The 25,334-nt window shown below is 73.4% G+C and carries 22 protein-coding genes and 2 pseudogenes; 17 read left to right on the top strand and 7 right to left on the bottom strand.

Going from position 1 to position 25,334, the window contains the following annotated elements:
- Window positions 1-256: 256 nt before the first annotated feature.
- On the top strand, window positions 257-937 hold the full coding sequence (locus AB0O67_RS02620) for a class I SAM-dependent methyltransferase (protein WP_365444897.1): 681 nt from the start codon (window positions 257-259) through the stop codon (window positions 935-937).
- A 9-nt stretch (window positions 938-946) separates the two neighbouring features.
- Here AB0O67_RS02620 and AB0O67_RS02615 read toward each other — a convergent pair whose 3' ends face one another.
- Together AB0O67_RS02615 and AB0O67_RS02610 are read right to left on the bottom strand one after the other, a co-directional pair.
- The gene (locus AB0O67_RS02615) at window positions 947-1,321 is read right to left on the bottom strand and encodes a fic family toxin-antitoxin system, toxin component (protein WP_365445069.1); all 375 of its coding nucleotides are present in this window, start codon (window positions 1,319-1,321) and stop codon (window positions 947-949) included.
- A 4-nt stretch (window positions 1,322-1,325) separates the two neighbouring features.
- Entirely contained in the window at window positions 1,326-1,607 is a 282-nt protein-coding gene (locus tag AB0O67_RS02610) for an antitoxin (protein ID WP_365444895.1), read from the bottom strand.
- A gap of 224 nt (window positions 1,608-1,831) precedes the next feature.
- On the opposite strand from AB0O67_RS02610, the gene AB0O67_RS02605 reads away from it, so the two are divergent.
- The 9 genes and pseudogenes from AB0O67_RS02605 to mug all read left to right on the top strand — a co-directional run bounded on the left by AB0O67_RS02605 (window position 1,832) and on the right by mug (window position 11,513).
- The gene (locus AB0O67_RS02605) at window positions 1,832-2,644 is read left to right on the top strand and encodes an ABC transporter ATP-binding protein (protein ID WP_365444892.1); all 813 of its coding nucleotides are present in this window, start codon (window positions 1,832-1,834) and stop codon (window positions 2,642-2,644) included.
- A gap of 4 nt (window positions 2,645-2,648) precedes the next feature.
- The gene (locus tag AB0O67_RS02600) at window positions 2,649-5,216 is read left to right on the top strand and encodes an ABC transporter permease (RefSeq protein WP_365444889.1); all 2,568 of its coding nucleotides are present in this window, start codon (window positions 2,649-2,651) and stop codon (window positions 5,214-5,216) included.
- A gap of 96 nt (window positions 5,217-5,312) precedes the next feature.
- Window positions 5,313-5,741, top strand: a complete 429-nt coding sequence (locus AB0O67_RS02595; RefSeq protein WP_365444886.1) for a GNAT family N-acetyltransferase — start codon at window positions 5,313-5,315, stop codon at window positions 5,739-5,741.
- Between the two features lie 157 nt (window positions 5,742-5,898).
- Window positions 5,899-7,245: a hemolysin family protein gene (locus tag AB0O67_RS02590; protein ID WP_365444883.1), complete on the top strand. Its 1,347-nt coding sequence runs from the start codon at window positions 5,899-5,901 to the stop codon at window positions 7,243-7,245.
- A complete protein-coding gene (locus AB0O67_RS02585; protein ID WP_365444880.1) occupies window positions 7,242-8,255 on the top strand; it encodes a hemolysin family protein in 1,014 nt (337 codons plus the stop codon). The genes AB0O67_RS02590 and AB0O67_RS02585 overlap by 4 nt, the downstream gene beginning before the upstream one ends.
- Window positions 8,256-8,415: 160 nt before the next feature.
- A complete protein-coding gene (locus AB0O67_RS02580) occupies window positions 8,416-9,201 on the top strand; it encodes an SGNH/GDSL hydrolase family protein (protein WP_365444877.1) in 786 nt (261 codons plus the stop codon).
- Window positions 9,202-9,208: 7 nt separating this feature from the next.
- Window positions 9,209-9,455 (top strand): annotated as a pseudogene (locus AB0O67_RS02575) (DUF4326 domain-containing protein).
- Between the two features lie 73 nt (window positions 9,456-9,528).
- Window positions 9,529-10,971, top strand: a complete 1,443-nt coding sequence (gene purB / locus AB0O67_RS02570; protein ID WP_365444874.1) for an adenylosuccinate lyase — start codon at window positions 9,529-9,531, stop codon at window positions 10,969-10,971.
- A complete protein-coding gene (gene mug, locus AB0O67_RS02565; RefSeq protein WP_365445066.1) occupies window positions 10,968-11,513 on the top strand; it encodes a G/U mismatch-specific DNA glycosylase in 546 nt (181 codons plus the stop codon). Before purB ends, mug begins: the two co-directional genes overlap by 4 nt.
- A 4-nt stretch (window positions 11,514-11,517) precedes the next feature.
- On the opposite strand, the gene AB0O67_RS02560 is transcribed toward mug, so the two are convergent.
- Genes AB0O67_RS02560 through AB0O67_RS02550 form a run of 3 tightly spaced genes read right to left on the bottom strand, consistent with a single transcriptional unit; the run spans window position 11,518 to window position 13,647 of the window.
- Window positions 11,518-11,958, bottom strand: coding sequence for a hypothetical protein (locus tag AB0O67_RS02560; protein WP_365444871.1), 441 nt, complete (start codon window positions 11,956-11,958; stop codon window positions 11,518-11,520).
- A 40-nt stretch (window positions 11,959-11,998) separates the two neighbouring features.
- The gene (locus tag AB0O67_RS02555; RefSeq protein WP_365444868.1) at window positions 11,999-12,724 is read right to left on the bottom strand and encodes an ABC transporter permease subunit; all 726 of its coding nucleotides are present in this window, start codon (window positions 12,722-12,724) and stop codon (window positions 11,999-12,001) included.
- Window positions 12,725-12,726: 2 nt separating this feature from the next.
- Entirely contained in the window at window positions 12,727-13,647 is a 921-nt protein-coding gene (locus tag AB0O67_RS02550) for an ATP-binding cassette domain-containing protein (RefSeq protein WP_365444865.1), read from the bottom strand.
- 107 nt (window positions 13,648-13,754) lie between these two features.
- On the opposite strand from AB0O67_RS02550, the gene AB0O67_RS02545 reads away from it, so the two are divergent.
- From AB0O67_RS02545 to AB0O67_RS02535, 3 genes are all read left to right on the top strand, one after another.
- Window positions 13,755-14,912, top strand: a complete 1,158-nt coding sequence (locus AB0O67_RS02545) for a histidine kinase (protein ID WP_365444862.1) — start codon at window positions 13,755-13,757, stop codon at window positions 14,910-14,912.
- A 14-nt stretch (window positions 14,913-14,926) separates the two neighbouring features.
- Entirely contained in the window at window positions 14,927-15,589 is a 663-nt protein-coding gene (locus tag AB0O67_RS02540) for a response regulator transcription factor (protein ID WP_365444859.1), read from the top strand.
- Between the two features lie 99 nt (window positions 15,590-15,688).
- On the top strand, window positions 15,689-16,846 hold the full coding sequence (locus AB0O67_RS02535) for an ROK family transcriptional regulator (protein WP_365444856.1): 1,158 nt from the start codon (window positions 15,689-15,691) through the stop codon (window positions 16,844-16,846).
- Between the two features lie 141 nt (window positions 16,847-16,987).
- On the opposite strand, the gene AB0O67_RS02530 is transcribed toward AB0O67_RS02535, so the two are convergent.
- Together AB0O67_RS02530 and AB0O67_RS02525 are read right to left on the bottom strand one after the other, a co-directional pair.
- The gene (locus tag AB0O67_RS02530) at window positions 16,988-17,749 is read right to left on the bottom strand and encodes a GntR family transcriptional regulator (protein ID WP_365444853.1); all 762 of its coding nucleotides are present in this window, start codon (window positions 17,747-17,749) and stop codon (window positions 16,988-16,990) included.
- A 200-nt stretch (window positions 17,750-17,949) separates the two neighbouring features.
- A complete protein-coding gene (locus AB0O67_RS02525) occupies window positions 17,950-18,834 on the bottom strand; it encodes an RNA polymerase sigma-70 factor (RefSeq protein WP_365444850.1) in 885 nt (294 codons plus the stop codon).
- A 209-nt stretch (window positions 18,835-19,043) separates the two neighbouring features.
- Here AB0O67_RS02525 and AB0O67_RS02520 point away from each other — a divergent pair, with 209 nt between their 5' ends.
- From AB0O67_RS02520 to AB0O67_RS02505, 4 genes and pseudogenes are all read left to right on the top strand, one after another.
- Window positions 19,044-19,895, top strand: coding sequence for an alpha/beta fold hydrolase (locus tag AB0O67_RS02520; RefSeq protein WP_365444847.1), 852 nt, complete (start codon window positions 19,044-19,046; stop codon window positions 19,893-19,895).
- A 7-nt stretch (window positions 19,896-19,902) separates the two neighbouring features.
- A pseudogene (locus tag AB0O67_RS02515) lies at window positions 19,903-20,903 on the top strand (aminotransferase class I/II-fold pyridoxal phosphate-dependent enzyme).
- 345 nt (window positions 20,904-21,248) lie between these two features.
- A complete protein-coding gene (locus AB0O67_RS02510) occupies window positions 21,249-22,661 on the top strand; it encodes an SWIM zinc finger family protein (protein WP_365444844.1) in 1,413 nt (470 codons plus the stop codon).
- On the top strand, window positions 22,658-25,312 hold the full coding sequence (locus AB0O67_RS02505) for a DUF6493 family protein (protein ID WP_365444841.1): 2,655 nt from the start codon (window positions 22,658-22,660) through the stop codon (window positions 25,310-25,312). Before AB0O67_RS02510 ends, AB0O67_RS02505 begins: the two co-directional genes overlap by 4 nt.
- Window positions 25,313-25,334 lie beyond the last annotated feature (22 nt).

Here is a 25,334-nt window from a genome sequence, read left to right as displayed (position 1 = left end):
GGTGTCGCGCGGGCGTCGGGCATTCGCTCGGTCCTCGGCGTCGGCCGCCCTCCGTCGGCCGCCGGCTGGGGGCTCGGCCGTGGGTTTCGTGCGCCGCGGCGCTGACCGGTGGCTCGGCGACCGACCGCGCTCCGGCGACGACCGCGGCATCGAGGAGCCGCCGCACGCGACTTCGCGGCGTGCGCGGCGGACGGGGGTGCACCGGGCGTTTCCGGGGGACAATCCCGGTACGGCCCGTCCTGTCCGGGAGGTTTTCATGCCGCTTCGGTCCACCGGCACCGGCAGGGTGGCGCGGGATCCCGTGCACCACCCGCTGTTCGCCCGCTACTACGCCCGCGTCAGCGTGGCCGCCGAGACCCGCTTGGGCATGGGCCAGGTACGCGACCGGCTGCTCGCCGGGCTGTCCGGGCGGGTGATCGAGATCGGCGCGGGCAACGGACTGAACTTCGCGCACTACCCGCGCACGGTCGCCGAGGTCGTCGCCATCGAACCGGAGCGCAGCCTGCGGAAGCTGGCGGTGGAGACCGCCCTGCGCGCCGACGTGCCCGTCGACGTGGTGCCGGGCGTGGCGGAAGCACTGCCGGTCAAGAGCGAGGGCTTCGACGCGGTGGTGCTGTCGCTGGTGCTGTGCAGCGTGCGGGACGTGCCGCGCGCCCTCGGCGAGGTGCGGCGGGTGCTGCGGCCGGGCGGTCAGGTGCGGTTCTTCGAGCACGGGCGGGGCGGCGGCCGCGCCATGGGCTTCACGCAGCGCGCGCTGGACCGCACGCTGTGGCCCGTGCTGACCGGCGGCTGCCATCTGTCCCGGGACCCGCTGGGCGCGTTCCGGGGCGCCGGGTTCGAACTCGGCCCGTACCGGCGCGTGCTGATGCCGGAGAAGGGGCCGGTGCTCCCCTCGTCGTTCTGCGTGCTCGGAACCGCGTGGCGGCCGCGGCAGTAGGCGGGCGCCTCACAGGCTCCACTGGCGCAGCTCTCGCGCGATGTCGTGCACCGACGCCTCACCGCTCTTGACGAGCCGGGCCAGATCGCGCACCTGCTCGGGCGAGGTGACGACCTTGGCGCCGCTCGCGACGAGGTAGGCGTACGCGACGGCGGAGGCGAACAGGGCGTTGGAGCGCTCGAGCGCCGGAACGTGGATGAGCAGCTGGAGCAGGGCCGCGGCGCGGGCGTGCGGGGTGTCGTACACGGGGAGGTCGAAGATCTCGGCCTGGTGGCGGGCGACGGCGGCGACGAGGGCGCCCCAGTCGGTGACCTGGGGGTCCCCCGGCGTCTTCTGTTCGGCGAGCATCAGGAGCCAGGCTAGGTCGATGGTGAGGTCGCTCAAGGGATCAGCGGCGACCTTCGCTCGTGCGGCCCCCACGGCCTTCCTTCGCGGGGCGTGCGCTCACGCGGCCCTCACGGTCGGTGCCGAACTCCTCCGCGAAGACCGACTCGTACTGCTTCATGAAGTCGGCGGCGGCCTCCACGAAGGTGTGGCCGACCTCGCCGGTGTCCTGCTTGACGAGCTCCTCGATGTAGCGGTTGACGCTCATCCCGCGCGCGAGGGCTCGTTCGCGCGCCGCGCGGGCGGTGTCCTCGTCGACGCGAACGTTCAGCTGGGTCTTGGCCATACCTCGAAGCTAGCGCTCGGACGCTAGCACGGCAAGGGGCCACCGCACGGCCGGGTGCCTGCCCCCTACAGCCGTCTCCGGTGCACGACCTGGGCAGGAGAACACCCGGGACCTCCGGGGGATACCGTGTGTGCCGCGCGTCACACTACTGTCTGCCCCAGCCGGGAAGTCGTCCGCGCGGTACCCGGGACGCACATGAGCGAGGAGCGACCAAGGAGGACCCCTTGTCCACACCTGCTGCGCAGCACGCCCCGGGGCACGCCTCGGCCGACGGGGTCGCGGCCCGCACCCGGGGGCTGACCAAGGCGTACGGCTCGGGCGAGACGACGGTGCTCGCCCTGGACTCGGTGGACGTCGACATCGCGCGCGGGCGCTTCACCGCCGTGATGGGCCCCTCGGGGTCCGGCAAGTCCACCCTCATGCATTGCCTGGCCGGGCTCGACACCGTCTCGGCGGGCCAGGTGTGGCTCGGCGGCACCGAGATCACCGGGCTGAAGGAGCGCGAGCTGACCCGTCTGCGCCGGGACCGGATCGGCTTCATGTTCCAGTCGTTCAACCTGATCCCAACGCTGAACGCGCTGGAGAACATCACCCTGCCCATGGACATCGCGGGCCGGAACCCCGACCAGAAGTGGCTCGACCAGGTCATCGACACACTCGGGCTGCGGGACCGGCTCAAACACCGCCCGTCCCAGCTTTCCGGCGGCCAGCAGCAGCGCGTCGCCTGCGCCCGCGCCCTCGCCTCCCGGCCGGAGCTGATCTTCGCGGACGAGCCGACCGGCAACCTCGACTCGCGCGCGGGCCTGGAGGTCCTCGGCTTCCTGCGGGAGGCCGTCGACACACTGGGGCAGACCGTCGTCATGGTCACCCACGACCCGGGCGCCGCCGCCCACTCCGACCTGGTGCTCTTCCTCGGCGACGGGCGGATGGTCGACGAGATGGAGCGGCCGACGGCCGAGGCGGTGCTGGAACGCATGAAGCGGTTCGACGGGATCCGCCGTCAGTACGACGACAGCACAAGCGCCCAGGGAGAATGACGCCGTGCTGAAGGCGACGCTCAGAAGCTTCCTCGCCCACAAGGGGCGGCTGCTCCTCTCGGCGCTGGCGGTGCTGCTGTCCGTGGCGTTCGTCGCGGGCAGCCTGATCTTCTCCGACACCGTCAGCCGCACCTTCGACCGGCTCTTCGCGTCGACCGCCGCCGATGTCACCGTCAGCCCCAAGGAGACCCTCGCCGAGGCGGTGCCGTCCGGTGCCACGGCCACCCTGCCGGCCGCCCTCGCCGAGCGGGTCGCGCGGATCGACGGGGTGGCCGCCGCCCGCGCGGAGGTCGAGGTCCAGAACATCACCGTCGTCGACGACCGCAACGAGCCGGTCAGCCCGACGAGCGGCGCCCCCACGCTCGGCAACAACTGGAACCCGACCGAGCGCAGCCCCGTGGAGCTGACGGCCGGTCATGTCCCGCGCGGTCCCGGCGAGGCGCTGATCGACTCCGAGACGGCCGAGCGCAGCGACGTAGGGGTGGGCGACACCCTGACGGTGATCGCCGCGCCCGGCTCGTTCAGGGTCGAGGTGGTGGGCATCGTCACCTTCACCACGACCAACCCCGGTGCCGCGCTGCTGTTCGTGGACACACCGACCGCGCAGACCAAGTTCCTCGGCGACCCGAAGGGCGCCACAGGCATCACGGTGGACGCGGCGCCGGGCGTCAGCGACGACACGCTCAAGCAGCGGGTGGCGGACACGCTCGGCACCGGCCGCTACGACCTGCGCACCGCGGACGAGAAGGCCCAGTCGGACGTCGAACAGCTCGGCGGCTTCCTCGACGTGATCAAGTGGGTGATGCTCGGCTTCGCCGGGATCGCGGTACTGGTGGGTGTGTTCCTGATCGTCAACACCTTCTCCATGCTCATCGCGCAGCGCACCCGCGAACTGGGCCTGCTGCGCGCGCTGGGCGCCGACCGCCGCCAGGTCCGCCGTTCGGTGCTGACCGAGGCGCTGCTCCTCGGCCTGGTGGGCTCCACGCTGGGCCTGGCCGCCGGCATCGGGCTCGCGGCCGGGCTGATCGGGCTGATGGGCCTGCTCGGCATGAACATCAGGTCCACCGAGATGGTCATCGGCTGGGCGACCCCCGTGACGGCGTACGTCGTCGGCGTCGGCGTCACCTTCGTCGCCGCGTACCTCCCCGCGCGCCGCGCCGCCTCCGTGTCGCCTATGGCGGCGCTCGCGGACGCGGAGGTCGCCGGGGTGGGCCGGCCGCTCAGGTCGCGCGCGATCGTGGGCACGGTCGTCGGGGCGGCCGGCGCGGCCGCGCTGGTGGGCTGCGTGGTGGCCGCCGACGTCGGATCGGCGGCCTCGCTGCTCGGTCTCGGTGTCGTGCTGACGCTGGTCGCGACGGTGATCGCGGGGCCGCTGCTGGTACGGCCGGTGATCCGGGTGCTGGGCGGGTGGTTCCCGGCGCTGTTCGGTTCGGTCGGGCGGATGAGCCAGCGCAACGCCCTGCGCAACCCCCGTCGAACGGGCGCCACCGCGGCCGCGCTGATGGTCGGGCTCGCCCTGGTCGGCGGGATGTCGGTGGCGAGCGCCTCGATGACGAAGTCGTTCGACGAGCAGATCGACCAGACGCTGGGCGCGGACTTCGTGCTCCAGAACGCCAACTTCGTGCCGTTCCCGCGGGAGGTCACCGAGCGGGTGCGCGCAACGGAGGGCGTCGGCCTGGTCGTGCGCTCGCAGTTCGCGCCGATCGCCGTGACCGTCCCCGACGGCGACCGGGTCGAGACGACGGCCGCCGGCTATGACCCGCGGCTCGACGAGGTCGCCAACGTCTCCTACGCGCAGGGCGACAGCGCCGCCGCGCTGGCCCCCGGGCGGATGGCGATGGACCGGGACTTCGCCCGGGACCACGGCCTGAAGGTCGGCAGCACGGTGCCCGTCGAGTTCCAGGGCGGACGCGAGGCCGAGCTGACCGTCGGCGCGCTGACCGACCAGGAGTCCTCCGGAGGCTTCGGCATGCGGGGCGGGATCTACTTCGGGCTCGCGACGCTGGAGCGGTACGCGCCGGGCGCGCAGGACTCCGCGCTGTACGTCAACGGCTCGCCCGGCACCGTCGCCGACGACCTGCGTGACGGCCTGGAGACGACGCTTCAGGCGTATCCGCAGGTGCAGGTGCGGGACCTGGCCGACTACAAGCAACTCGTCAACGACCAGATCGCGGTGCTGCTCTACCTGGTGTACGCGCTGCTCGGGCTGGCGATCGTCATCGCCGTGCTGGGCGTGGTCAACACACTTGCCCTGTCCGTCGTCGAGCGCACCCGGGAGATCGGGCTGCTGCGGGCCATCGGGCTCGCCCGACGGCAGCTGCGCCGGATGATCCGGCTGGAGTCGTTGGTGATCGCGGTGTTCGGAGCGGTGCTCGGCCTGGCGCTGGGGCTGGTCTGGGGCCTGTGCACCCAGCAGGTACTGGCGCTGGAGGGCATGACGGCGCTGGCGATCCCGTGGGGCACGATCGTCGCCGTCGTGATCGGCTCGGCGGTGGTCGGGGTGGTGGCGGCACTGCTGCCGGCGCTGCGGGCGTCCCGGATGAACGTACTCGCGGCGATCGCGCACGAGTGAGGACGGGTGCCCGTCGGCGCCGTGGGCCGTCCCCCTGTTTGTCCGGATGCTGGAAATCAGGCGCGGAGCGGTCCCGGCCGGTGGTGGGATCACACCATGACCGACCTGCGGATACGGGCCGCCACCCCCGACGACCTGGACACGGTGCTGACCTTCTGGAAGACCGCCGCCGAGGGCACGAGCATCAGCGACGACCGCGACGGCGTCGAAGGGCTGGTCGCCCGCGATCCCGGTGCGCTGATCCTGGCCGAGCGGGCGGGCGCACTGGCAGGCACGGTGATCGCGGGCTTCGACGGCTGGCGCTGCCACCTCTACCGGCTCGCCGTGCACCCGGCCCACCGCCGCCAGGGCATCGGTGGCGCGCTGCTGGCCGCCGCGGAGGAACCTTTCGTGGAACTCGGCGGGCGGCGTGGGGACGCGATGGTGCTCACCCGGAACGAGACCGGGCAGCACGCGTGGCGTGCGGCGGGGTACTCGCCCGAGGAGCAGTGGCGGCGCTGGGTGAAGCCGCTGACCGTGTCCTGACATCCTTTGCCGATCATTTACCCCGAAGCGGCCACTCGGTTCTCCCGGACCGGCCCCTACCCGAGAGGTGTGAGCGTCCGCCCATGGGCGAGCCTCCCCGTGCCAGACATCGCGCGATCCTCACCGCCCTGCCGGATCATGGGACGGAGGTGACCCGATGACCGAAGTGCTCCTCCTGCTGGTGGCGATCCTGCTGTCGCTCGTCTGTGGCGCCTTCGTCGCCGCCGAGTTCTCGCTGACCACGGTCGAGCGCGGCGATCTGGAACGGGCCGTGGAGCGCGGCGACCGCGGCGCCGCCGGCGCCCTCAAGGCCACACGCAACCTCACCTTCCAGCTCTCCGGCGCCCAGCTCGGCATCACCGTCACCAACCTGGTGGTCGGCATGCTCGCGGAGCCGTCCATCGCGCGGCTGATCGCGGAACCGCTGCGCGGCATGGGCGTCTCCTCCTCCATGGCCTCGTCGATCGCGCTGGTCCTGGGCACGGCCCTGTCGACGGTGTTCCTGATGGTGGTGGGCGAGCTGGTGCCCAAGAACTGGGCGATCTCCTCGCCACTGACCGTGGCCCGGCGGGTGGGCAACGCCCAGCGCTGGTTCAGCGCGATCTTCCGTCCGTTCATCACCCATCTCAACAACACGGCGAACCGCCTGGTACGCCGCTTCGGCATCGAGCCCGCCGAGGAGCTGGCCTCCGCGCGCGGGCCGCAGGAGCTGGCCGCGCTGGCCCGGCACTCCGCCCGGGAGGGCGCCCTGGAGCCGGACACCGCCGAGCTGTTCGTGCGGACCCTGAACCTCGCGGACCTCACCGCGGAGAACGTGATGACCCCGCGCGTGCAGGTCATCGCCCTGGACGCGCAGGCGACCTGCGAGGACGTGGCGAACGCGACCCGCGCGACGGGCCTGTCCCGGTTCCCGGTCTACCGCGGCAGCCTCGACTCGGTCGTGGGCACCGCCCACGTCAAGGACATCCTGACCGTGCCCGCGGAGCGCCGGCCCCGGGTGCGGGTCGCCGACATGATGCGCGAACCGCTGCTCGTCCCCGAGTCGCTGACCGTGGACCGGCTCCTCGACCGGCTGTCCGGCAAGCGCACGATGGCCGTGGTCATCGACGAGTACGGCGGTACGGCGGGTGTGGCGACCCTGGAGGACATCGTCGAGGAGGTCGTCGGCGAGGTCCGCGACGAGCACGACCCGCACGAGACCCCCGACCTCGCCCCGGTCGGCGCCGACAAGGACGGCCACGCCCTGTACTCCGCGGACGGCGCCGCCCGCATGGACCAGCTCGCGCGCGTCGGCCTGCGGCCGCCTGAAGGGCCCTACGAGACGCTGGCCGGCCTCGTCGCGAACGAACTGGGCCGCATCCCCGCCGTCGGCGACAGCGTCGAGGTCGCCGGCTGGCGGCTGGAGGTCCTGGACGCCGGGGGCCGTCGGGCCGCGCGCGTGCTTCTGCACGCGCCGCCCGACGACGAGACGGACGAGACGGACGAGAAGGGGGCGCGGCCATGACCGTCGTGCAGCTGCTGATCGGTCTGGCGACGCTGGTCGTGAACGCCTTCTTCGTGGGTGCCGAGTTCGCGCTGATCTCCGTGCGCCGCTCCCAGATCGAGCCGCACGCCGAGCAGGGTGACCGGCGCGCCAAGAGCGTGCTGTGGGGCTTGGAGCACGTGTCCGCGCTGATGGCGGCCGCGCAGCTCGGCATCACGCTGTGCACGCTGGTCCTCGGTGTGGTCGCCGAACCGGCGATCGCGCACCTGCTGGAGCCGGTGTTCCACGCGATGGGCGTGCCCACCGGCGCGGGCCACGCGGTGTCGTTCGTGATCGCGCTGGCCCTGGCGACGTATTTGCACATGCTGCTCGGCGAGATGGTGCCGAAGAACATCGCGCTCGCCGAGCCGGTGCGCAGCGCGCTGCTGCTCGGGCCTCCGCTGGTGACCCTCTCCCGGGCGCTGCGGCCGGTGATCTTCACCATCAACGCCTTCGCGAACGGGTTGCTGAGGCTGCTGCGGATCGAGACCAGGGACGAGGTCACGGCGACCTTCTCGGACGCCGAGCTGGCACGGATCGTCAAGGACTCCGGAGCGGCAGGGCTGATCGACGACCGGGCGCAGGAGCGGCTGCACGACGCCCTCGAACTGGGCCGCCGGCCCGTGCGTGACGTCGTGCTCCCGCTGGAACGCGTCGTGTACGCGAGCGTGGGGGTCACTCCTGAGGAGCTGGAGGGGCTGTCGGCCCGGTCCGGGTTCTCCCGCTTCCCCGTGGTGGACGAGGCGCGGCGCATCGTCGGCTACCTGCACGTGAAGGACGCGCTGGACGCCTCCCCGCGGGACATGCCGTTCCGACTGCGCGACATGCGGCCCATCGCGCGCGTACGGGAGTCCACGCCACTGGACGACGTCCTCACCGCGATGCGGCGCAGCCGTACGCATGTGGCGGCCGTCCTGGGCTCCGACGGCCGGCTGGCGGGCCTGGTGACCATGGAGGACGTACTGCGGGAGCTGTTCGGGCAGTGGGCGTGATGCGGGGGCGCACCGGGGGCGGGGGTGACCGCGAGGCCTGGGGCGTGCCGGGGGCCGGGGGCGACCTCGGTGCGGGAACCACCCCGAGGCCTGGGGGCCCCGGGCAGCGGGAGGGTGACCGACCGGCGGGTATGCGCCTCGGGATACCATCTCTGACGCCATGGAGACGAACCCCTCACCCACGTACAGCAGCCTGGTCGCGGTCGGCGACTCCTTCACCGAGGGCATGTCGGACCTGCTCCCCGACGGCACCTACCGGGGCTGGGCCGACCTGCTCGCCGCCCGGATGGCCGCCCGCGCGCCCGGTTTCCGGTACGCCAACCTGGCCGTGCGCGGCAAGCTGATCGGCCAGATCGTGGACGAGCAGGTGCCCGTGGCGGCCGCCATGGGCGCCGATGTGATCACGCTGGTCGGCGGGCTCAACGACACCTTGCGGCCCAAGTGCGACATGGGACGGGTGCGCGGGCTCCTGGAGGAAGCCGTGGAACGGCTGGCCCCGGCCTGCAAACAGCTGGTGCTGATGCGCAGCCCGGGACGGCAGGGCCCCGTGCTGGAGCGGTTCCGGCCCCGCATGGAGGAGCTGTTCGCCTGCGTCGACGAGCTGGCCGCGCGGCACGGCGCGGTGGTGGTCGACCTGTACGGGGCCGGCTCGCTCAGCGACCCGCGCCTGTGGGACGTCGACCGGCTGCACCTGACGGCCGAGGGGCACCGCCGGGTCGCGGAGGCGGTCTGGCAGGGACTCGGTCACGAGGCCGAGGACCCGGACTGGCAGGTGCCGATGGCGGCCACGCTGCCGCCCGGGTGGGCCACACGGCGGGTCGCGGACGTGCGGTTCGCCCGGCAGTACCTGCTCCCGTGGATAGGACGCAGGCTCACCGGCCGCTCCTCCGGGGACGGCCGCCCGCCGAAGCGGCCCGACCTGCTGCCGTTCGAGGATCTGGCGTAGGGCGGCCGTGACCACGCGGGTGATCGGCCTCAGGGGCCGGATCCACGACTTCGGTCCCCGGCTGCTGGACGCCCCCGAGGAGGTCGTCCACGTCGGCCGGCGCTGGACGCCGGGCGACTGGGACCTGCCCCGGCACCCGCTGCACAACCCGTTCGCTGGCCCCGGACCTGCGCGGACGGACGCCGGTCTGCTGGTGCGCGCCGGAGCCCTGCCACGCCGACGTGCTGGCCGAGTCGGCCGAGGCCGGCGGCTGACGATCGCCTCGTAGGTTCCGACGAACCGACCCGTGGCGCTGGCCTGCACAAACCGCCAGTAGAATCCGGTTACGTGACTTCTGCTCCCGCCAAGCCCCGCATCCCCAACGTCCTCGCCGGACGCTACGCCTCCGTCGAGCTCGCCACGCTCTGGTCGCCCGAGGAGAAGGTGAAGCTGGAGCGTCGGCTCTGGCTCGCCGTGCTGCGGGCCCAGCAGGACCTCGGGATCGAGGTGCCCGACGCGGCGATCGCCGACTACGAGCGCGTCCTCGACCAGGTCGACCTGGCCTCCGTCGCGGAACGCGAGAAGGTCACCCGGCACGACGTGAAGGCGCGGATCGAGGAGTTCAACGCCCTCGCCGGGCACGAGCACGTGCACAAGGGCATGACGTCCCGCGACCTCACCGAGAACGTCGAGCAGCTGCAGATCCGGCTCTCGCTGGAACTGATGCGCGACCGCACGGTGGCCGTGCTGGCGCGCCTGGGCAAGCTCGCCGGGGAGTACGCCGAGCTGGTGATGGCCGGCCGCTCGCACAACGTCGCCGCGCAGGCCACCACTCTGGGCAAGCGGTTCGCGACCGCCGCCGACGAGCTGCTGGTCGCGCACGGCCGGATCGAGGAACTGCTCGGCCGCTACCCGCTGCGCGGCATCAAGGGCCCGGTCGGCACCGCGCAGGACATGCTGGACCTGCTCGGCGGGGACGCCGGCAAGCTCGCCGAGCTGGAGCAGCGGATCGCCGGGCACCTGGGCTTCTCTCAGGCCTTCACCTCGGTCGGCCAGGTCTACCCGCGCTCGCTGGACTACGAGGTCGTCACCACGCTCGTGCAGCTGGCCGCCGGCCCCTCGTCGCTGGCGAAGACGATCCGGCTGATGGCCGGGCACGAGCTGGTGACCGAGGGCTTCAAGCCGGGTCAGGTCGGCTCCTCCGCGATGCCGCACAAGATGAACACCCGCTCCTGCGAGCGCGTCAACGGCCTGATGGTGATCCTGCGCGGCTACGCCTCGATGACCGGCGAGCTGGCGGGCGACCAGTGGAACGAGGGTGACGTGTCCTGCTCGGTGGTGCGCCGGGTCGCGCTGCCCGACGCGTTCTTCGCGCTGGACGGGCTGCTGGAGACGTTCCTGACGGTGCTCGACGAGTTCGGCGCGTTCCCGGCGGTCGTGGCACGCGAGCTGGACCGCTACCTGCCGTTCCTGGCGACGACCAAGGTGCTCATGGCCTCGGTGCGCGCGGGTGTCGGCCGTGAGGTGGCGCACGAGGCGATCAAGGAGAACGCCGTGGCGTGTGCCCTCGCGATGCGTGAGCGGGGCGCCGAGCGCAACGAACTGCTCGACAAGCTCGCCGCCGACGAGCGCGTCCCGCTCGACCGCGCCGCGCTCGACGAGCTGATGGCCGACAAGCTGTCCTTCACCGGTGCCGCCGCCGACCAGGTCTCGGCCGTGGTCGGCCGGATCGAGGAGATCGTGAAGCAGCGCCCGGAGGCCGCGGGCTACACGCCCGGAGCGATCCTCTGACGCGCTTCACTCCCGAGGAGCTCCAGGCCGCCCGCGACCGTCTCGTCCCTGACGTGGTCGCGGACGGCCTGCGCGTGCTGTTCTGCGGTATCAACCCCGGTCTGATGACCGCGGCGACGGGCCATCACTTCGCCCGTCCCGGCAACCGCTTCTGGCCGGTGCTGCATCTGTCCGGCTTCACGCCCCGGCTGCTGAAGCCGTCCGAGCAGGACGAGTTGCCCTCGTACGGGCTCGGGATCACGAACGTGGTGGCGCGGGCGTCGGTCCGGGCCGACGAGCTGAGCGCCGAGGAGTACCGCGAGGGCGGGCGGCTGCTGGCGCTGAAGGTGGCGCGGCTGCGGCCGCGTTGGCTCGCGGTCGTGGGCGTCACCGCCTACCGGGCCGCCTTCGACGACCGCAAGGCGCGCATCGGGCCGCAGGAGCGGACGATCGGGGACACCCGGGTGTGGGTGCTGCCCAACCCTTCCGGACTGAACGCGCATTGGACGGCTAGGACGATGGCGGAGGAGTTCGCACGGCTTCGGGTGGCCGCGGAGGGCTAGCCGGTCACTCGGGGTCCACCTCCGTCACGACCGCCAACAGGCGGGCCGGGGCCGTCTCGTCGCCCTGGGCGACTCCGAGGGCGACCCAGCGGCCCGTCCCGGCCGCCTCCCATATGCGCAGGTCGTACGCCAGGGTGCTGATGCTCGCCCACGGCTCCGGTATCTCCTCGCCCCGCTCGGCCCGTACCCGGAGGGTGAGCATCGCCCACGGGGGACGCTCTCCCCACCGTTCGTCGAGCCGCTGGGCGATGCCCTCCCGGAATGCCTCGACGTCGTCGGCGGTGGGCTCCCCGGGTCCACGGTCGGGGTCCGCGGCCGCCCACTCCGCCATCTCCGCCATGAAGTAGCCCGGTCCTCCTCGGCCGACGTCCGACCAGCCGTGCTCCGCCGGAAAGGGGCGGGAGCACAGCCGGTCGATCGTGTCCAGGCACCGCGCGATGTTCATGACCCCAGTAAAACCGGCACCACTGACAATTGGCGCCCCGTCAGGCGTCCCGCCGCAGAACGCTCCACGCACCCGCCGCCAGCGCCACCGCCGTCCACACGGCGGTCACCGCCAGCCCGGTCCATGGTCCGAGGCTGCCGTCCCATGTCTCCTGCAGGACGATCCGCCCGGCCCGGTCCGGCATGAACTCCACCGCCTTGCCCGCCGCGTCGCCGATGACGAACGACACGATCAGGAGGAACGGGATGAGGATGCCGAGCGCCGCGCTGCCGCTGCGCAGCAGGGCGGCGAACCCGGCCGCGAACAGGGCCATCAGCATGAGGTAGACCCCGCCGCCGAGCACGCCGCGTGCCTGATCACCGGCCGTGAGCCCGGCCGCGGCGTCGCCCGTTCCGCTCAGCCCCGCCACGAGGGACGCGCCGGTCGTGAGCAGCCCGACGAGGAACGCCGGTACGGCGATGGCCGTCAGCTTGGCCGCGAACCAGCGCCCGCGCTGCGGCACGGCGGCCAGGGAGACGCGGAGCGCGCCCCCGTGGTACTCCGCGGAGACGGCCATGGCGCCGAAGGCGACGGCGGCGACCTGACCGAGCAGGATGCCCGAGAGCCCGTTGGACAGCGGGTCGAACTCCGGGTCCGAGGTGCTGGAGGTACCGCCCAGCGCGGAGAACGCCGTGGACACGGCGAACAGCGCGAACAGCGCGCCGCACAGCGACCGGAGCGTACGGATCTTCAGCCACTCGGCGTGCAGGACGGGGGCGAAGGGCATGGTCAGGCCTCCTGGGGCTGGGCGGTGAACTCGCTCTCGGCGGAGGTCAGGTCAAGATAGGCCTGTTCCAACGTGCCCTCGGCGGCGAACAGTTCGAGGATCGGCACCCGCGCCTCGGAGGCCAGGCGGCCGATGTCCTCCACGCGCGCGTGGTCCACGGTCCAGGTGCCGTCCTCCGTCTCGGTGGACGCGTAGCCGTGCCGTCCGAGTACGTCCTTCAGGGCGGCCGGGTCGCTGGTGCGCACCCGGACACGGGGCTGCACGCGCGCGTCGATGAACTCCCGCATGGGCATGTCCGCGAGCAGCCGCCCGCGCCCGAGGACCACGAGGTGGTCGGCGAACGACGCGGTCTCGTTCATCAGATGACTGGAGACCAGGACCGTGCGTCCCTCGTCGGCGAGCCGGCGCAGCAGGCCGCGGATCCAGACGATGCCCTCGGGGTCGAGGCCGTTCGACGGCTCGTCCAGCATGATCACCGCCGGGTCGCCGAGCAGTGCCCCCGCGATGCCGAGGCGCTGGCGCATGCCCAGGGAGTACGTCTTCACGCGGCGGCGTGCGGCCGGGGCGAGGCCGGTCTCCTCCAGCACCTCGTCCACGCGGCGTACCGGGATGCGGTTGCCGGCCGCCAGGGTGCGCAGGTGGTCGCGGCCGGTGCGGGAGCCGTGGGCGGCGCCGGCGTCGAGCAGGGCACCGACCGTGCGCAGGGGCTCGTGGAGCGTGGCGTAGCGGTGGCCGCCGACCGTGGCGGTGCCGGCGGTGGGCCGGTCGAGGCCGAGGACGAGCCGCATGGTGGTGGACTTCCCGGCGCCGTTGGGGCCGAGGAAGCCGGTGACGCGGCCGGGCCGGACGGTGAAGGTGAGGTGGTCGACGGCGCGTCGGGAGCCGTACTCCTTGGTGAGGTCCTGGACGTGGATGCTGGTCATGGCAGCAGCCTGGCCGGTGGGCGGGCCGTCCTCCTCCCCCGCACGTGGAGATCGTCTCCCCCGCCCGGGGGAGGTGCGTTGTCAGGGGTGGCTGGCACGATGACGAAATGGGCCGATTGCTGCGCCCCTTGCTGCGGGGGACGACGTACACACGCTGGCTGCACCTGTGGGTGCCCGTGTTCCTCGTCAGCGTGTGGCTCTTCATCGACATGTCGAGGCCCTGGGTGCCCGCGCTGCTGGTGATCCCGGTCGCCATGATCCCGGCCGTGCGGATGGGTGAGGGCGTGCAGGCACAGTTGCTGCTGACGCCGGGCGAGCCGGATTCGGGATTCTCCACGGCGCCGTCGTCGACCTGGCGGGACCGATGGCGCACCGTGCTGTGGCTGGAGATCCGGCTGGCTCTCGGCGCGGCGGCGGCCTTCGCCACGATCTGGCTGCCACTCACCTCCGTCGATCTGGTCACGACCGCGCTCGGGCACCCGCAGCACGACGACAACCCCCTGCTGTGGACCGTCGAACCCCCGTGGCTCTACTGGCTGCTGGCGCCCCTGCCACTGATCGCGCTGTACGTGACGGTGCTCGGCCTGGGCCATGTGGTCACCGCGGCCGCACGCCGGCTCCTCGGCCCTTCCGCGGCGGAGCGGCTGGCCACGCTGGAGGAGCGCACGGAGCAGCTCCTGGAACGCACGCGTATCGCGCGCGAGTTGCACGACTCCATCGGCCACGCACTCACGGTGGCGGTGGTGCAGGCGGGCGCGGCGCGGGCGGCGGGCGATCCGGCGTTCACCGCGCGGGCGCTGGGCGCCATCGAGGAGACCGGACGGGCGGCCCTGGAGGATCTGGAGCGGGTGCTGGGCGTACTGCGCGAGGCGGAGCGGCCGGTGAGCTCACGCCCCACCCTCGTGGACGCCGAGCGGCTGCTGGAGTCGGCACGCGCCTCCGGCGCGAAGGTCGACGCCGAGGTGACCGGGCCCGTCGATGCCGTGCCGGGGCCCGTCTCGCGCGAGGGGTACCGCATCCTCCAGGAGTCGCTGACCAACGTCCTGCGGCACGCGGGGGCCGTTCCGGTCCTCGTCCGGATCGAGGTGGCGGCCGGCACTTTGACGCTGGACGTCCGCAATCCGGTGCCCGGGGCGACACCCGGCCCGGGGCAGGGCAGCGGCCTGCGGGGCATACGCGAGCGCGCGGCACTGCTCGGCGGGCGGGCGCAGACGGGGCCGGCCGAGGGGGACTGGCGGGTGCGTGCGGAGCTGCCGCTGCGCTGATCTACGCTGGCCGGATGCCGCTCAGCGTTCTCCTTGTCGACGACGAACCCCTCGTCCGGGCGGGCCTGCGGGCCGTGCTGGAGGCGCAGCCCGACATCGAGGTCGCCGGCGAGGCGGCCGACGGGGCGGCGGTGATCCCACTGGTGCGGCAACTGCGGCCGGACGTGGTCGCGATGGACGTACGGATGCCGCTGCTGGACGGCATCGAGGCCACGCGCGCGGTGCTGCGGACGGTCGAGAAGCCGCCGAAAATCCTGGTGGTGACGACGTTCGAGAACGACGAGTACGTGTACGCGGCGCTGCGTGCCGGTGCCTCCGGGTTCCTGCTGAAGCGAGCCCGGCCGGCCGAGATCGTGCACGCGGTGCGGCTGGTCGCCGAGGGCGACTCACTGCTGTTCCCGGCCTCGGTACGGCAGCTGGCCGCGGAGTACGGCGACAGCGGCGGCAATCGCGCGGCCCGGGCGGCACTGGAGCGGGCGCGGCTGACCGAACGTGAGGCGGACGTGCTGCGGCTGATGACCCGCGGCCTGTCGAACGCGGAGATCGCCGGGCACTTGGTCGTCGGCACGGAGACGGTGAAGTCACACGTCAGCGCGGTGCTGGCGAAACTCGGGGCGCGGGACCGCACCCAGGCGGTGATCACGGCTTACGAGTCGGGGTTCGTCTCCCCCGGCTGATCCGAATCCCCGCCGGATTCGGGCGCTCCGGCACTCGCCGCTGCCCGCCGGTGCCGAGTACGATCCGGCGAACACGCGCACGAGCTGGGAGGACGGACGTTGGGGCGGCTGACCGGCGGGGATCCCTCGCTGCTGCGAAGGATCAATTCCGCGGTGGTGCTGCACGCGCTGCGTGCCACGGACTGCGCGACGCTGACGGAGATCACCCGCGTCACCGGCCTGTCCCGGCCGACCGTCGAGGGGGTCGTCGAAGGGCTGATCGAAGCCGGTCTCGTGGTGGAGACGGCGGCCGAGGAAGGCGCCACGCGGCGCCAGGGGCGACCGGCGCGCCGGTTCCGGTTCCGAGCCGAGGCCGGGCATCTGCTGGGGCTGGAGATCGGGCCGCACCGGGTTGCCGCGCTGCTCGCGGACCTGGACGGGAGGATCGTCGGCGCGCAGGCCAAGGACATCGACGAGACCGCGCCCGCCGACGAACGACTGGAACGGCTGCGCACCGCCGTCGCCGAACTGCTGCGCCGGGCCGGGATCGCGCGCGGCTCGCTGCGGGCGGTCGGGGCGGCGACGCCGGGGATCGTCGAGGCGGACGGCACCGTGAGGCTGGGCACCGCGCTGCCCGGCTGGACGGGGCTGCGGCTCGGGGAACGGCTGGGCCGCTCCTTCAAGTGCCCGGTGCTGGTGGAGAACGACGCCAACGCGGCGGTGGTCGCCGAGCACTGGAAGGGCTCCGCCATCGAGTCCGACGACGTGGTGTTCGTGCTGGCGGGCCTCAGCCCGGGTGCCGGCGCCCTGATCGGCGGGCGGCTGCACCGGGGATACGGCGGGGCGGCCGGTGAGATCGGCGCACTGCATCTGCTGGGCCGGGAGGCGACGCCGGAGACGCTGCTGTCCACCACGGACGAGCCCCTGCACCCGCTGGACGAGCAGGCGGTCGCCAAGGTCTTCGCGCAGGCCCGTGAGGGTGACCAGCGGGCGATCGCCGCCGTCGAACGGTTCATCCAGCGGCTCGTGCACGACGTGGCCGCGCTCGCACTGGCCCTCGACCCGGAGCTGGTCGTGATCGGCGGCTGGGCGGCGGGCCTGGACGGCGTACTGGAGCCGCTGCGTCGCGAACTGGCGCGCTACTGTCTGCGGCCGCCGAAGGTGACGCTGTCGCTGCTGGGTGAGGCGGCGGTGGCGACCGGGGCGCTGCGGCTGGCCCTGGACCACGTGGAGGAGCAGTTGTTCGCGGTGGAGGGCACGGTGACCGCGCGCCGCTGAGGTCCGGCGCCCCGGCGCCCCGCTGACGTCCGGGCCCCGGCCCGCGCTCTCGCAGGCCCGCGGCGCCCAAGGACTGAGGAAACGTTCGGAGCCCCGGAGGAAGTCCCCGAGGGCTCCGTACGAGAGAGATCCCTGCCGCCGTCAGGAAGCCTTGCGCTCCGGGCCCTCGTGGATCTCCACTCCGCCCGAGTCGCCGAAGGTCAGCCGGCACGTGTCCGCGCGGTACGTCGCGACGGAGACCGCCGCGGTGCGGCCGTCGGCGTGGAAGCGGGTGGTGACGACCAGGACCGGCGCGCCCGGCAGCCGGTCGAGTTCCTTGGCGTCGTCGGCGCGGGCCGAGCCGAGCTCGACGGCGCGGTCCTGGCCCTCCAGCTCCAGGCGCTGCAGCTCGCGCAGTACCGCACGCGCGCGTGCCGGTCCGGCCGGGGCGTCGATGGCCGACAGGTCGGGCACCGACGACTCGGCGATGTAGAGCAGCTCGGCGGCGACGGGCTGGCCGTGGGTCGTACGGGTGCGGCGCACGATGTGCACGGGCTCCTCGCGGCCCGTCTCCAGGGCGTCCGCGACCGCGGCCGGCGGAGCCGCGACGACGCAGTCGACGGCCTGCCAGGCGTCACCGGACCCGCCCGGCCAGTCGTGCTGCTCGGTGCCGACGGCCACTCCCACGCGCGGCGGGGCGACGGTCGTGCCGACGCCGCGGCGGCGCTGCAGCCTGCCTTCCAGTTCCAGCTGTTCCAGGGCCTGGCGGAGCGTGGCGCGGGCGACGCCGAAGCGGGCGGCGAGGTCGCGCTCGTTGGGCAGGATCTCGCCCACCGAGAACTCGGAGTCGAGTGCCTCCGTGAGCACGGTCTTGAGATGCCAGTACTTAGGTTCCGGCACCGATTCCAGCTGCGTGGTCCCCACCCTGTCCTCCGCAATCGCCGTGGATCGGCGGCGTTTTAGCGCCCTTGTTTATTAAAGGTTGTTGTACTTATCTGCGACCATAGGACGGCCCTCACCCTTGGTCAAGACCAATCATTGATCGCCCGGGCGCCACACAGGAGAGGTGCGGCCGAGCGTTCATGGGCCGTTCGCACCTCGCCACATACGTGACACAACGGCGTCTAGGCGGTGGCCAGTGATCGCAGCTTGTCGGGGTTGCGCATCACGTAGACGGTCTGGACGCGTCCGTCTACGACGTCCACCTGGAGCACGGCGTCGGGTTCGCCGCCGGACAGGACGAGGACCGCGGGGCCGGCGTTGAGCTCCAGGAAGCGGTAGGACATGCCGGGAACGCCCTTTCCTGCGGCGCCGACGAGGAATCGGCCCACGTGGTCGGCGCTCTCCAGCACCCGCAGCGGCGCCTTGGACTTGCCGCCGCTGTCGCCGACGAGGCGGACGTCGGGCGCGAGCAGCGCGATGAGGCCGTCGAGATCGCCGTCCCCGGCCGCCGCGAGGAACCGCTCGGTGAGGTCTCGGCGCTGGGCCGGGTCGACGTCGTAGCGCGGACGCCGCTCCTCGACGTGCCGGCGGGCCCGGCCCGCCAGCTGCCGTACGGCGGGTTCGGCGCGGTCGAGGATGGCGGCGATGTCGGCATAGGGGTAGCCGAAGGCTTCGCGGAGCACGAAGACAGCCCGCTCCAGCGGTGACAGCGACTCCAGTACGACGAGGACGGCGAGGGAGACGGAATCGGCGAGCACTGCGCGTTCCGCGGTGTCGGGGGCGGTGTCCCCGAACTCGGTGAGATACGGCTCGGGCAGCCAGGGGCCGACGTAGGCCTCGTTGCGGGTCTTGATCTGGCGCAGCCGGTCGACGGCGAGGCGGGTGGTGACGCGCACCAGGTACGCGCGCCTGTCGCGCACGTCGGCGCGGTCGGCGCCGGACCAGCGCAGCCAGGCGTCCTGGACCACGTCCTCCGCGTCGGCGACGCGGCCCAGCATGCGGTAGGCGACGCCCAGGAGGACCGGGCGGTGCTCTTCGAAGACCTCGGTAACGATGTCGGCGGTCACCCCGCAATCCCATCCGACGCGTCACGTCGTGTCCAGGCGGTTTCGCCGCGCACGCGCGTGCGGCCGGTTCGTGCGCGGCGGGGCAATGCCGGGTCTGCGGCGGTGCGTTCGGCCATGCGGCTGACGGCGACCGGGGGCTACCCGTCGGTAGCCTTTGCTGACAAGGTGTCTACACCATGTCCGGCACCGAGTCCCCGACGAGGAGCTGTATGTCCGCCACCGTCTCCTTCACGGTCCCCACCCCGCACGGCCCGCGCAGCATGAGCCTGGCGTACACGCGCGTGGGCTCCGGTGAACCGCTGGTCCTGCTGCACGGCATCGGCCACCACCGGCAGGTATGGGACCCGGTCGTCCCCGTTCTGGCCGTCGAGCGGGACGTGATCTCCGTGGACCTGCCGGGGTGCGGGGAGTCCCCGGCTCTCCCGGACGGGCTGACGCACGACCTGCCGACGATGACCTCCGTGCTCGCCGCGCTGTGCGAGGCGCTCGGGCTCGAACGGCCGCATGTGGCGGGCAACTCGCTGGGCGGCCTGCTCGCCCTCCAGCTCGGCCGGGACAAGCTGGTGCGGTCGGTGACGGCGCTGTCGCCCGCCGGGTTCTGGTCGCAGGCGGAGCGGCGTTACGCTTTCACCGTGCTCACGGCCATGCGGCAGATCGCCCGGCGGATGCCGCCGCCCTTCGTCCAGGCGCTCGCCCGCCCTGCGGTGGGCCGCACGCTGCTGACCAGCGCCATCTACGCCCGCCCGGCCCGCCGTTCGCCCGAGGCGGTGGTCGCCGAGACGCTCGCGCTGGCCCGTGCCCAAGGGTTCGCGCAGACCCTCCGGAGCGGCCGGGACGTGCGGTTCACCGACGACATCACGGGGATCCCGGTCACCGTGGCCTGGGGCAGCAGGGACCGGCTGCTGGTGCCCCGGCAGGGCATCCGCGCCAAGTACATCCTGCCCAAGGCCCGGCTGGTCCGGCTGCCCGGCTGCGGTCACGTCCCGATGAACGACGACCCCGCGCTCGTCGCACGCGTACTTCTCGACGGCAGCCGGCCCGCCGCGCGACAGACGGCCTGAGCACTGCTTGCGGGGCGGTCATGGGGGCAGTGCGCCCTCCACACCGGCCTGGGCGTTGCTGCTGCCCGCCGCCGCGGCGCCCGCACGCGCGCGTGGCCGCTCGTTGCAGGCGGCGCTGCGGTCGGCGGTCCGTTCCGGGCGGCTCGCGCCGGGCACCCGGCTGCCGTCCAGCCGGGACCTCGCGGCCGACCTCGGTGTGTCGCGCGGGCTGGTCACGGAGGCCTACGAGCAGCTGACGGCGGAGGGCTACCTGCGCAGCGGCCGGGGCGCGGGGACCTGGGTGGGCGACGCGGCACGAGCCGCCCACCCCCGCGCGCGCGTGATCTCGCCCCCCGTACCGCCGGGGCGCGCGCCGACTTCGTGCCGGGGACACCCGACCTGTCGCTGGTCCCGCGCGCCGCCTGGGCCGCCGCGCAGCGCCACGTGCTGGCGGAGCTGCCCCACCACGGCCCGGCTACCCCGACCCACGCGGGCTGCCCCGGCTGCGCACCGCACTGGCCGAACTGCTCGGCCGCCGACGGGGCGTGGTCGCCGACCCGGAGCGGATCGTGGTCGTCTCCGGCGTGACCCAGGCGACGACACTGCTCGCCCTGGTGCTGCGGGCACGCGGCACGCATGTGATCGGCGTCGAGGATCCCGGCAGCCCGCAGCACGACGGCATGTACGCCGCGGCCGGCGTCACCTCCGTGCCGCTGCCGCTGGACGGCGAGGGACTCGCCCTGGGTCCGCTGCGGTCGTCCGGCGTGCGTGCCTGTGTCCGGGATCGCCGCGGGACTGCACGCCATCGTGACACTGCCGAAACGGTACGGGCCGCAGGAGCGGTTCCTCGCGCGGGTGGGGGCGGCGGGGGTCGCCGTACGAGCGCTGTCGGAGTGCACGTACGCGCGTGCGGATCTCTCGGAGGACGGGGAGGCGGCGGTGCGGCTCGTTCTCGGGTACGCACAGGTGCCGCCGGGGCTGATACGGGAGGGGGTGCGGGTGATGGCGGAGGCGGTAAGTCGCGGTTGACCGGGACAAGTTGGGGAGCCTCACCCCTGCTGCCGCCATGATCCGTCACGACATCCCCTTACCCCTTCCTGCGTCACATCGACGGCGACAGCGCCGAACTCACGGTCCGACTGCGCGAGCAGGACGGCACCGTGCTGTTCACCAAGGTGCTGCGACCCGGGCGGGTCGGTCAGTAGGCCCGTTCCGGCCTTCCATGGCAGTGGCTCCCGTACCCTCGTACGACGTGCCGCGCACCGGCGTCATCCCCCAGTGCGCGGCACGTTCCTTCCCTCCGCCAACTCGCCTGCGAAAGCGGCATTTTCGCAGATCAGGCTGATTGTCAGTGGCCGCCTCTACGGTTTTCCCATGACGCGATCATTGCAGGCCGTGGCCTATCGGCGACCCTCCGTGCTGGAGTCCGATGCGGACGGACAGCGCCTGGGTCTGGAGACCTCACGAGGTGCGACGCCCTCGGGCGTGCGGGACCATCCGCAGCTCTTCGCGGGCCTTCTGACATCACCTCAGGTAGCTGCGGCGGGACTGCTCGCGGTGGCGGACGTGGCGGCCGCGCGGTACTACCAGCGGCAGCTGCGCGCCTCGCTCGACCCGGTGGTGACGGGCAACGGCGACCGGCTGCGCTTCGAGTCGTTCTCCGGCTGCGGCGGGGTCTACGCGCGCCTGGACGTCCTGGAAGCGGGCCTGGACGGCGACGCGGTGGGCCACGGCACGACGAACGTCGACGTCAACAACCCGCTGCGGGAGGCACTGTCGCGGATCGGTTCCGCCGATCCGCTCCACCTGCGGGTCGGCCCGGACGAGCTGGCGGTGACCACGCTGGACGGTCCGGTCGTCGAGAAGAAGGTGCCGCTGCCCGACCGCTGGCTGCGGGGCTTCGCCGAGGCCCAGGTCATCGCCGCCGGCTTCGATCTGCGGGCGGAGCTGCCGGCGGCCGAGGCCGTGAGGTTCCTGCGGACGCTGCCCCGGGGCGGCGGGCGCGCCGCGTCGGCCGGCGTCCGGTGGGTGGTGCCCGCCGGTCATGGGCTGCGGCCCAGCACCCGGGCCGTGCCCGGCGCGGTCTGCCTGCCCGGCCCGGAGCGGCTCATCGCGCTCCAGCGGGTACTGCGGCACGCCACGTCGCTGCGCGTGTACGGCCCCGCGGTCGCCGGCGACGCCGCCACCGCCGCGGCCTGGGAAGTCGTCCTGCCCGGCATGCGGCTCACCCTGACGCTGTCCCCCGACGCCTCGCGCGGGTTCTCCGGCGAGGGCGGCGTCCTGGCCGCGCTGGCGACCGACGAGGCCGCCGAGGACGCGGAGCTGATCTCGGTGCTGCTGGCGTGGGAGCCGCGCGTCGACGTCCGCGACCTCGCGGTCGCCTCCGGGCTGACCGCCGAGCGCGTCCGGGCGGCCCTGGTCCGCCTCGGCACCTCGGGACGCGTCGGGTACGACGTGGCGGAGACGGCCTACTTCCACCGCGAACTGCCCTACGATGCCGAGCGCGTGGAGCGGCACAACCCGCGACTGCGATCCGCCCGCGCGCTGGTGGCGGCGGGTGCGGTCGCCCTGGACGGCGCGGTCGCCACGGTCACGGCGGAGGACGGGCACATACACCGGGTGCGGGAGCAGGCGGCGGGGGTGCTCAGCTGCAGTTGCCTGTGGTGGGCGAAGTACCGGGGCGGGCGGGGGCCGTGCAAACACGCGCTGGCGGTGCGCATGGTGCGGCGCGGGGCCACAGGGGCGCGGGCAGGACAGCCGGAGCGGGTCGACGGGGGTGCGCGATGAGTTCGCTGCTGGAGTTGGTGCGAGCCGGCCGTACGGCCGAGGTGGTGAGCCTGCTCGACGGGCTGACGGATGCCGAACGGCGCGCGCACTTCCCCGAGTTGAGGGGGCTGCGCAAGGAGTTGCGGACGGCTCCCTGGGAGTCGGCCGCGCGGCGCGCGTATCCCGCCCTGCACGCGGCCGGGGCGGCGTGCCAGACGGGCGCGGCGGGAGTGGCGAGCTGGATCGCCGCCGCCGACCTGCGCTGGTCGCAGGTCCCTCCCGGCGTGCTGCTGCACGTCCTGGGCGACCGCGAGACCGACTGGCTGGCCGATGTCACGCACCGGCTGGCGCAGCGCCCGGTCTCCGCCTGGGTGCCGTTCGAGCTCATGGCCGGTCTGGTACGGCTCTCCCGCTGCCCGGTGCCGACGACCGACGCCTACGTCCGGGGCTGGCTCGATCACCTGCACGGCTCGTGGCAGCGCGGGGGCACGCTGCTCGACCGGTTGCGGCAGGACCCGCATCTGCGGGAGCTCATCGCCGCTCTGTTCGAGACGGACGACATCGGCAACCGGCTGCAGTGGCCGGACCACGTCGGCCCGGACAGCTGGATCGGCGCGCTGGCACAGCTGACCGTGGAGGGCGCGCTCGACCGTGGGGCGACGGTCGACGCGTGCGTGGCCCGGCTGCTGCGGGGTGGCACGGCCGCCGATCAGCGGGCGTTCCTGCGGCTGCTGAAGTGCCTCGCCCTCACCCGGGACGAGGAGCGGGAGCACCTGCCCGACTGGCTGGCGCTCGCGTCGGACGCCACGTCGACGGTGGCCTCGTACGCCCAGTCGGTCCTCGGGGCCCTCGCCCTGGACGGCGAGCTGGCGCCGCGGCACCTGGCGGAGGTGTCGGAGGCGGTGCTGTTCCGCACCGAGCGGAAGCTCGTGCGGGCCCAGCTCGTGCTGCTGGGCAAGGTGTTGACGCGGGACGCCTCCGCGGCCGGGGAGCTGCTGCCCGCCGTCGCGCAGGCCTTCGGACACGAGGACACGGACGTCCAGGAGCGGGCGCTGAAGCTGGCCGAACGGCACGTCAGGAAGGTCGACTCGGTGCCGGCGCGGGCGGATGTGGCCATCGCCGCCGAGCAGTTGAGCCCTGGCCTGCGCGCCAGGGCGGTCGTGACGCTCGGCGCGGCGCCGGCCGGCCCCGAGCCGTCGGGCCACGAGGAGCTGCTGCCCCCGGCACCACGGCCGACGCGTCTGGCCCCCGCCGCCGCGTCCGCCGTGGAGCTGGCCGAGGAGGTGGGCGCGGCGCTGGCCTCCGAGCCGGGCGTCACCGATTTCGAGCGGGCCCTGGACGGTCTGGTGCGGCACGCGTACCGGGACAGCGAGTCCCTGCTGACGGCCCTGGAGCCGGTGGTCGCCCGGCGTTGGTGGGACAGCGCCCACGGCCCCGCGTCGGGCGACGGCTTCGGCCACTCCTACGGCGCGGTGTCCGACGCCGCCGGCGGCCTGGATCTGCTCCTCGCCACGCTGCGCGGCGCGGTCCGCACCGCCACGCTGCACACGCGCGTCAAGCGTGGTGCGAACGCCCGTGACTGTGTGCACAGCGCCCTCTTCCGCGCGTTCGAGTGCCGCCTGTGGGAGGTGGCGTACCGGATGCGCACCGATCCGCTGCCCTTCCTGCTCTCGACCCCCACCTGGAGCACCGGCCTGCTGGAACCGGCCGAGCTGGTCGAACGCCTCGACACCTACGCGCGGCTGGGTGCCCGGGTCGCGGACACCGACTTCGCGCAGGCACTGCTCCGGGTACGCCGCGGGGACCGGGAGGCGGCCGGGTCGGCGGCCCGGCGTGCGGCGGCTCTCGGCACGGCGGAGGGGAAACGGCTCGCCGCCTGGCTGACCTCCGGTGCCGCGGAGCAGCCGACCACCTGGCGACGGGCATCGGGGCGACGCGTCCTGGTGGAGCTCGGCGAAGTCCTCGAACTGCAGGAGGACTTCCCGGCGGAGTTCCGCTCCCTGGGCAGACCGCTGAGCGTCCCCAAGGAACACCGCTGGTGCTACCACTGGGAGGACGACGTACGGCAGCACTGGTCGGCCATGCTCCCGGAGCGGCGTGAGCTGGTGGCGGCGCGGCTGCTGCAAGGCCTGTCCGAACTCGCCGTGGACGACCTCCGGGGGGCCGCCGCGGCGCTGCCGCCGCTCGCGGAGTCCGGCGGAGAGGCGGGCGAGGCCGTCCATCTGGGTGTCGCCTACGGGCTCGGGGCGCGGCATCCGGAGGACCGGCTCGCGGCAGTGGACGCGCTGCTGGTGCTGGCCGCGCGCGGACAGCTGGACGCGGGTCGGCTCGGCGCGGACCTCGGGCAGCTGGTCCGGTGCGGTGCGGTGAAGACGCAGCGGCTGGCCGAGTCGATGCGTACGGCGGCGGCGACTGGCGCCAACGCCACGATATGGAGCATCCTGAGCCGGACGCTGCCCGAACTGCTGGCCGACCTCACGAACGGCGAGGCGGCCACGCCCGCCCGGGGCCTCGGGGAGCTGCTGGCGGTGGCGGCCGAGTGCGCCGAGCGGTCCGGGGCCCGCGGCGACCTGCCGCACCTGGCCCAGGCGGCGGCCCGGCGTGGCTCCTCCCGTCTGGTGACGCAGGCACGTCGGCTGCGCAGTGCGCTGGGCGACGAGGTGGCCGCATGACGTAGACGGGCTGGTACCGGGG

The organism is Streptomyces sp. NPDC086077, assembly GCF_040686175.1.
In the GTDB taxonomy this organism is placed as follows: domain Bacteria; phylum Actinomycetota; class Actinomycetes; order Streptomycetales; family Streptomycetaceae; genus Streptomyces.
This window is presented reverse-complemented; position numbering and strand designations above follow the sequence as displayed.

What these genes read in the sequence shown, in the direction of transcription:
- AB0O67_RS02540 (WP_365444859.1), top strand. Translation starts at nt 14,927, where the DNA reads ATGCCGCTCAGCGTTCTCCTTGTCGACGACGAACCCCTCGTCCGGGCG.
- AB0O67_RS02610 (WP_365444895.1), bottom strand. Translation starts at nt 1,607, where the DNA reads ATGGCCAAGACCCAGCTGAACGTTCGCGTCGACGAGGACACCGCCCGC.
- AB0O67_RS02555 (WP_365444868.1), bottom strand. Translation starts at nt 12,724, where the DNA reads ATGCCCTTCGCCCCCGTCCTGCACGCCGAGTGGCTGAAGATCCGTACG.
- AB0O67_RS02620 (WP_365444897.1), top strand. Translation starts at nt 257, where the DNA reads ATGCCGCTTCGGTCCACCGGCACCGGCAGGGTGGCGCGGGATCCCGTG.
- AB0O67_RS02580 (WP_365444877.1), top strand. Translation starts at nt 8,416, where the DNA reads ATGGAGACGAACCCCTCACCCACGTACAGCAGCCTGGTCGCGGTCGGC.
- AB0O67_RS02550 (WP_365444865.1), bottom strand. Translation starts at nt 13,647, where the DNA reads ATGACCAGCATCCACGTCCAGGACCTCACCAAGGAGTACGGCTCCCGA.
- AB0O67_RS02505 (WP_365444841.1), top strand. Translation starts at nt 22,658, where the DNA reads ATGAGTTCGCTGCTGGAGTTGGTGCGAGCCGGCCGTACGGCCGAGGTG.
- AB0O67_RS02510 (WP_365444844.1), top strand. Translation starts at nt 21,249, where the DNA reads ATGACGCGATCATTGCAGGCCGTGGCCTATCGGCGACCCTCCGTGCTG.
- AB0O67_RS02595 (WP_365444886.1), top strand. Translation starts at nt 5,313, where the DNA reads ATGACCGACCTGCGGATACGGGCCGCCACCCCCGACGACCTGGACACG.
- AB0O67_RS02545 (WP_365444862.1), top strand. Translation starts at nt 13,755, where the DNA reads ATGGGCCGATTGCTGCGCCCCTTGCTGCGGGGGACGACGTACACACGC.
- AB0O67_RS02560 (WP_365444871.1), bottom strand. Translation starts at nt 11,958, where the DNA reads ATGAACATCGCGCGGTGCCTGGACACGATCGACCGGCTGTGCTCCCGC.
- AB0O67_RS02520 (WP_365444847.1), top strand. Translation starts at nt 19,044, where the DNA reads ATGTCCGCCACCGTCTCCTTCACGGTCCCCACCCCGCACGGCCCGCGC.
- AB0O67_RS02590 (WP_365444883.1), top strand. Translation starts at nt 5,899, where the DNA reads ATGACCGAAGTGCTCCTCCTGCTGGTGGCGATCCTGCTGTCGCTCGTC.
- AB0O67_RS02585 (WP_365444880.1), top strand. Translation starts at nt 7,242, where the DNA reads ATGACCGTCGTGCAGCTGCTGATCGGTCTGGCGACGCTGGTCGTGAAC.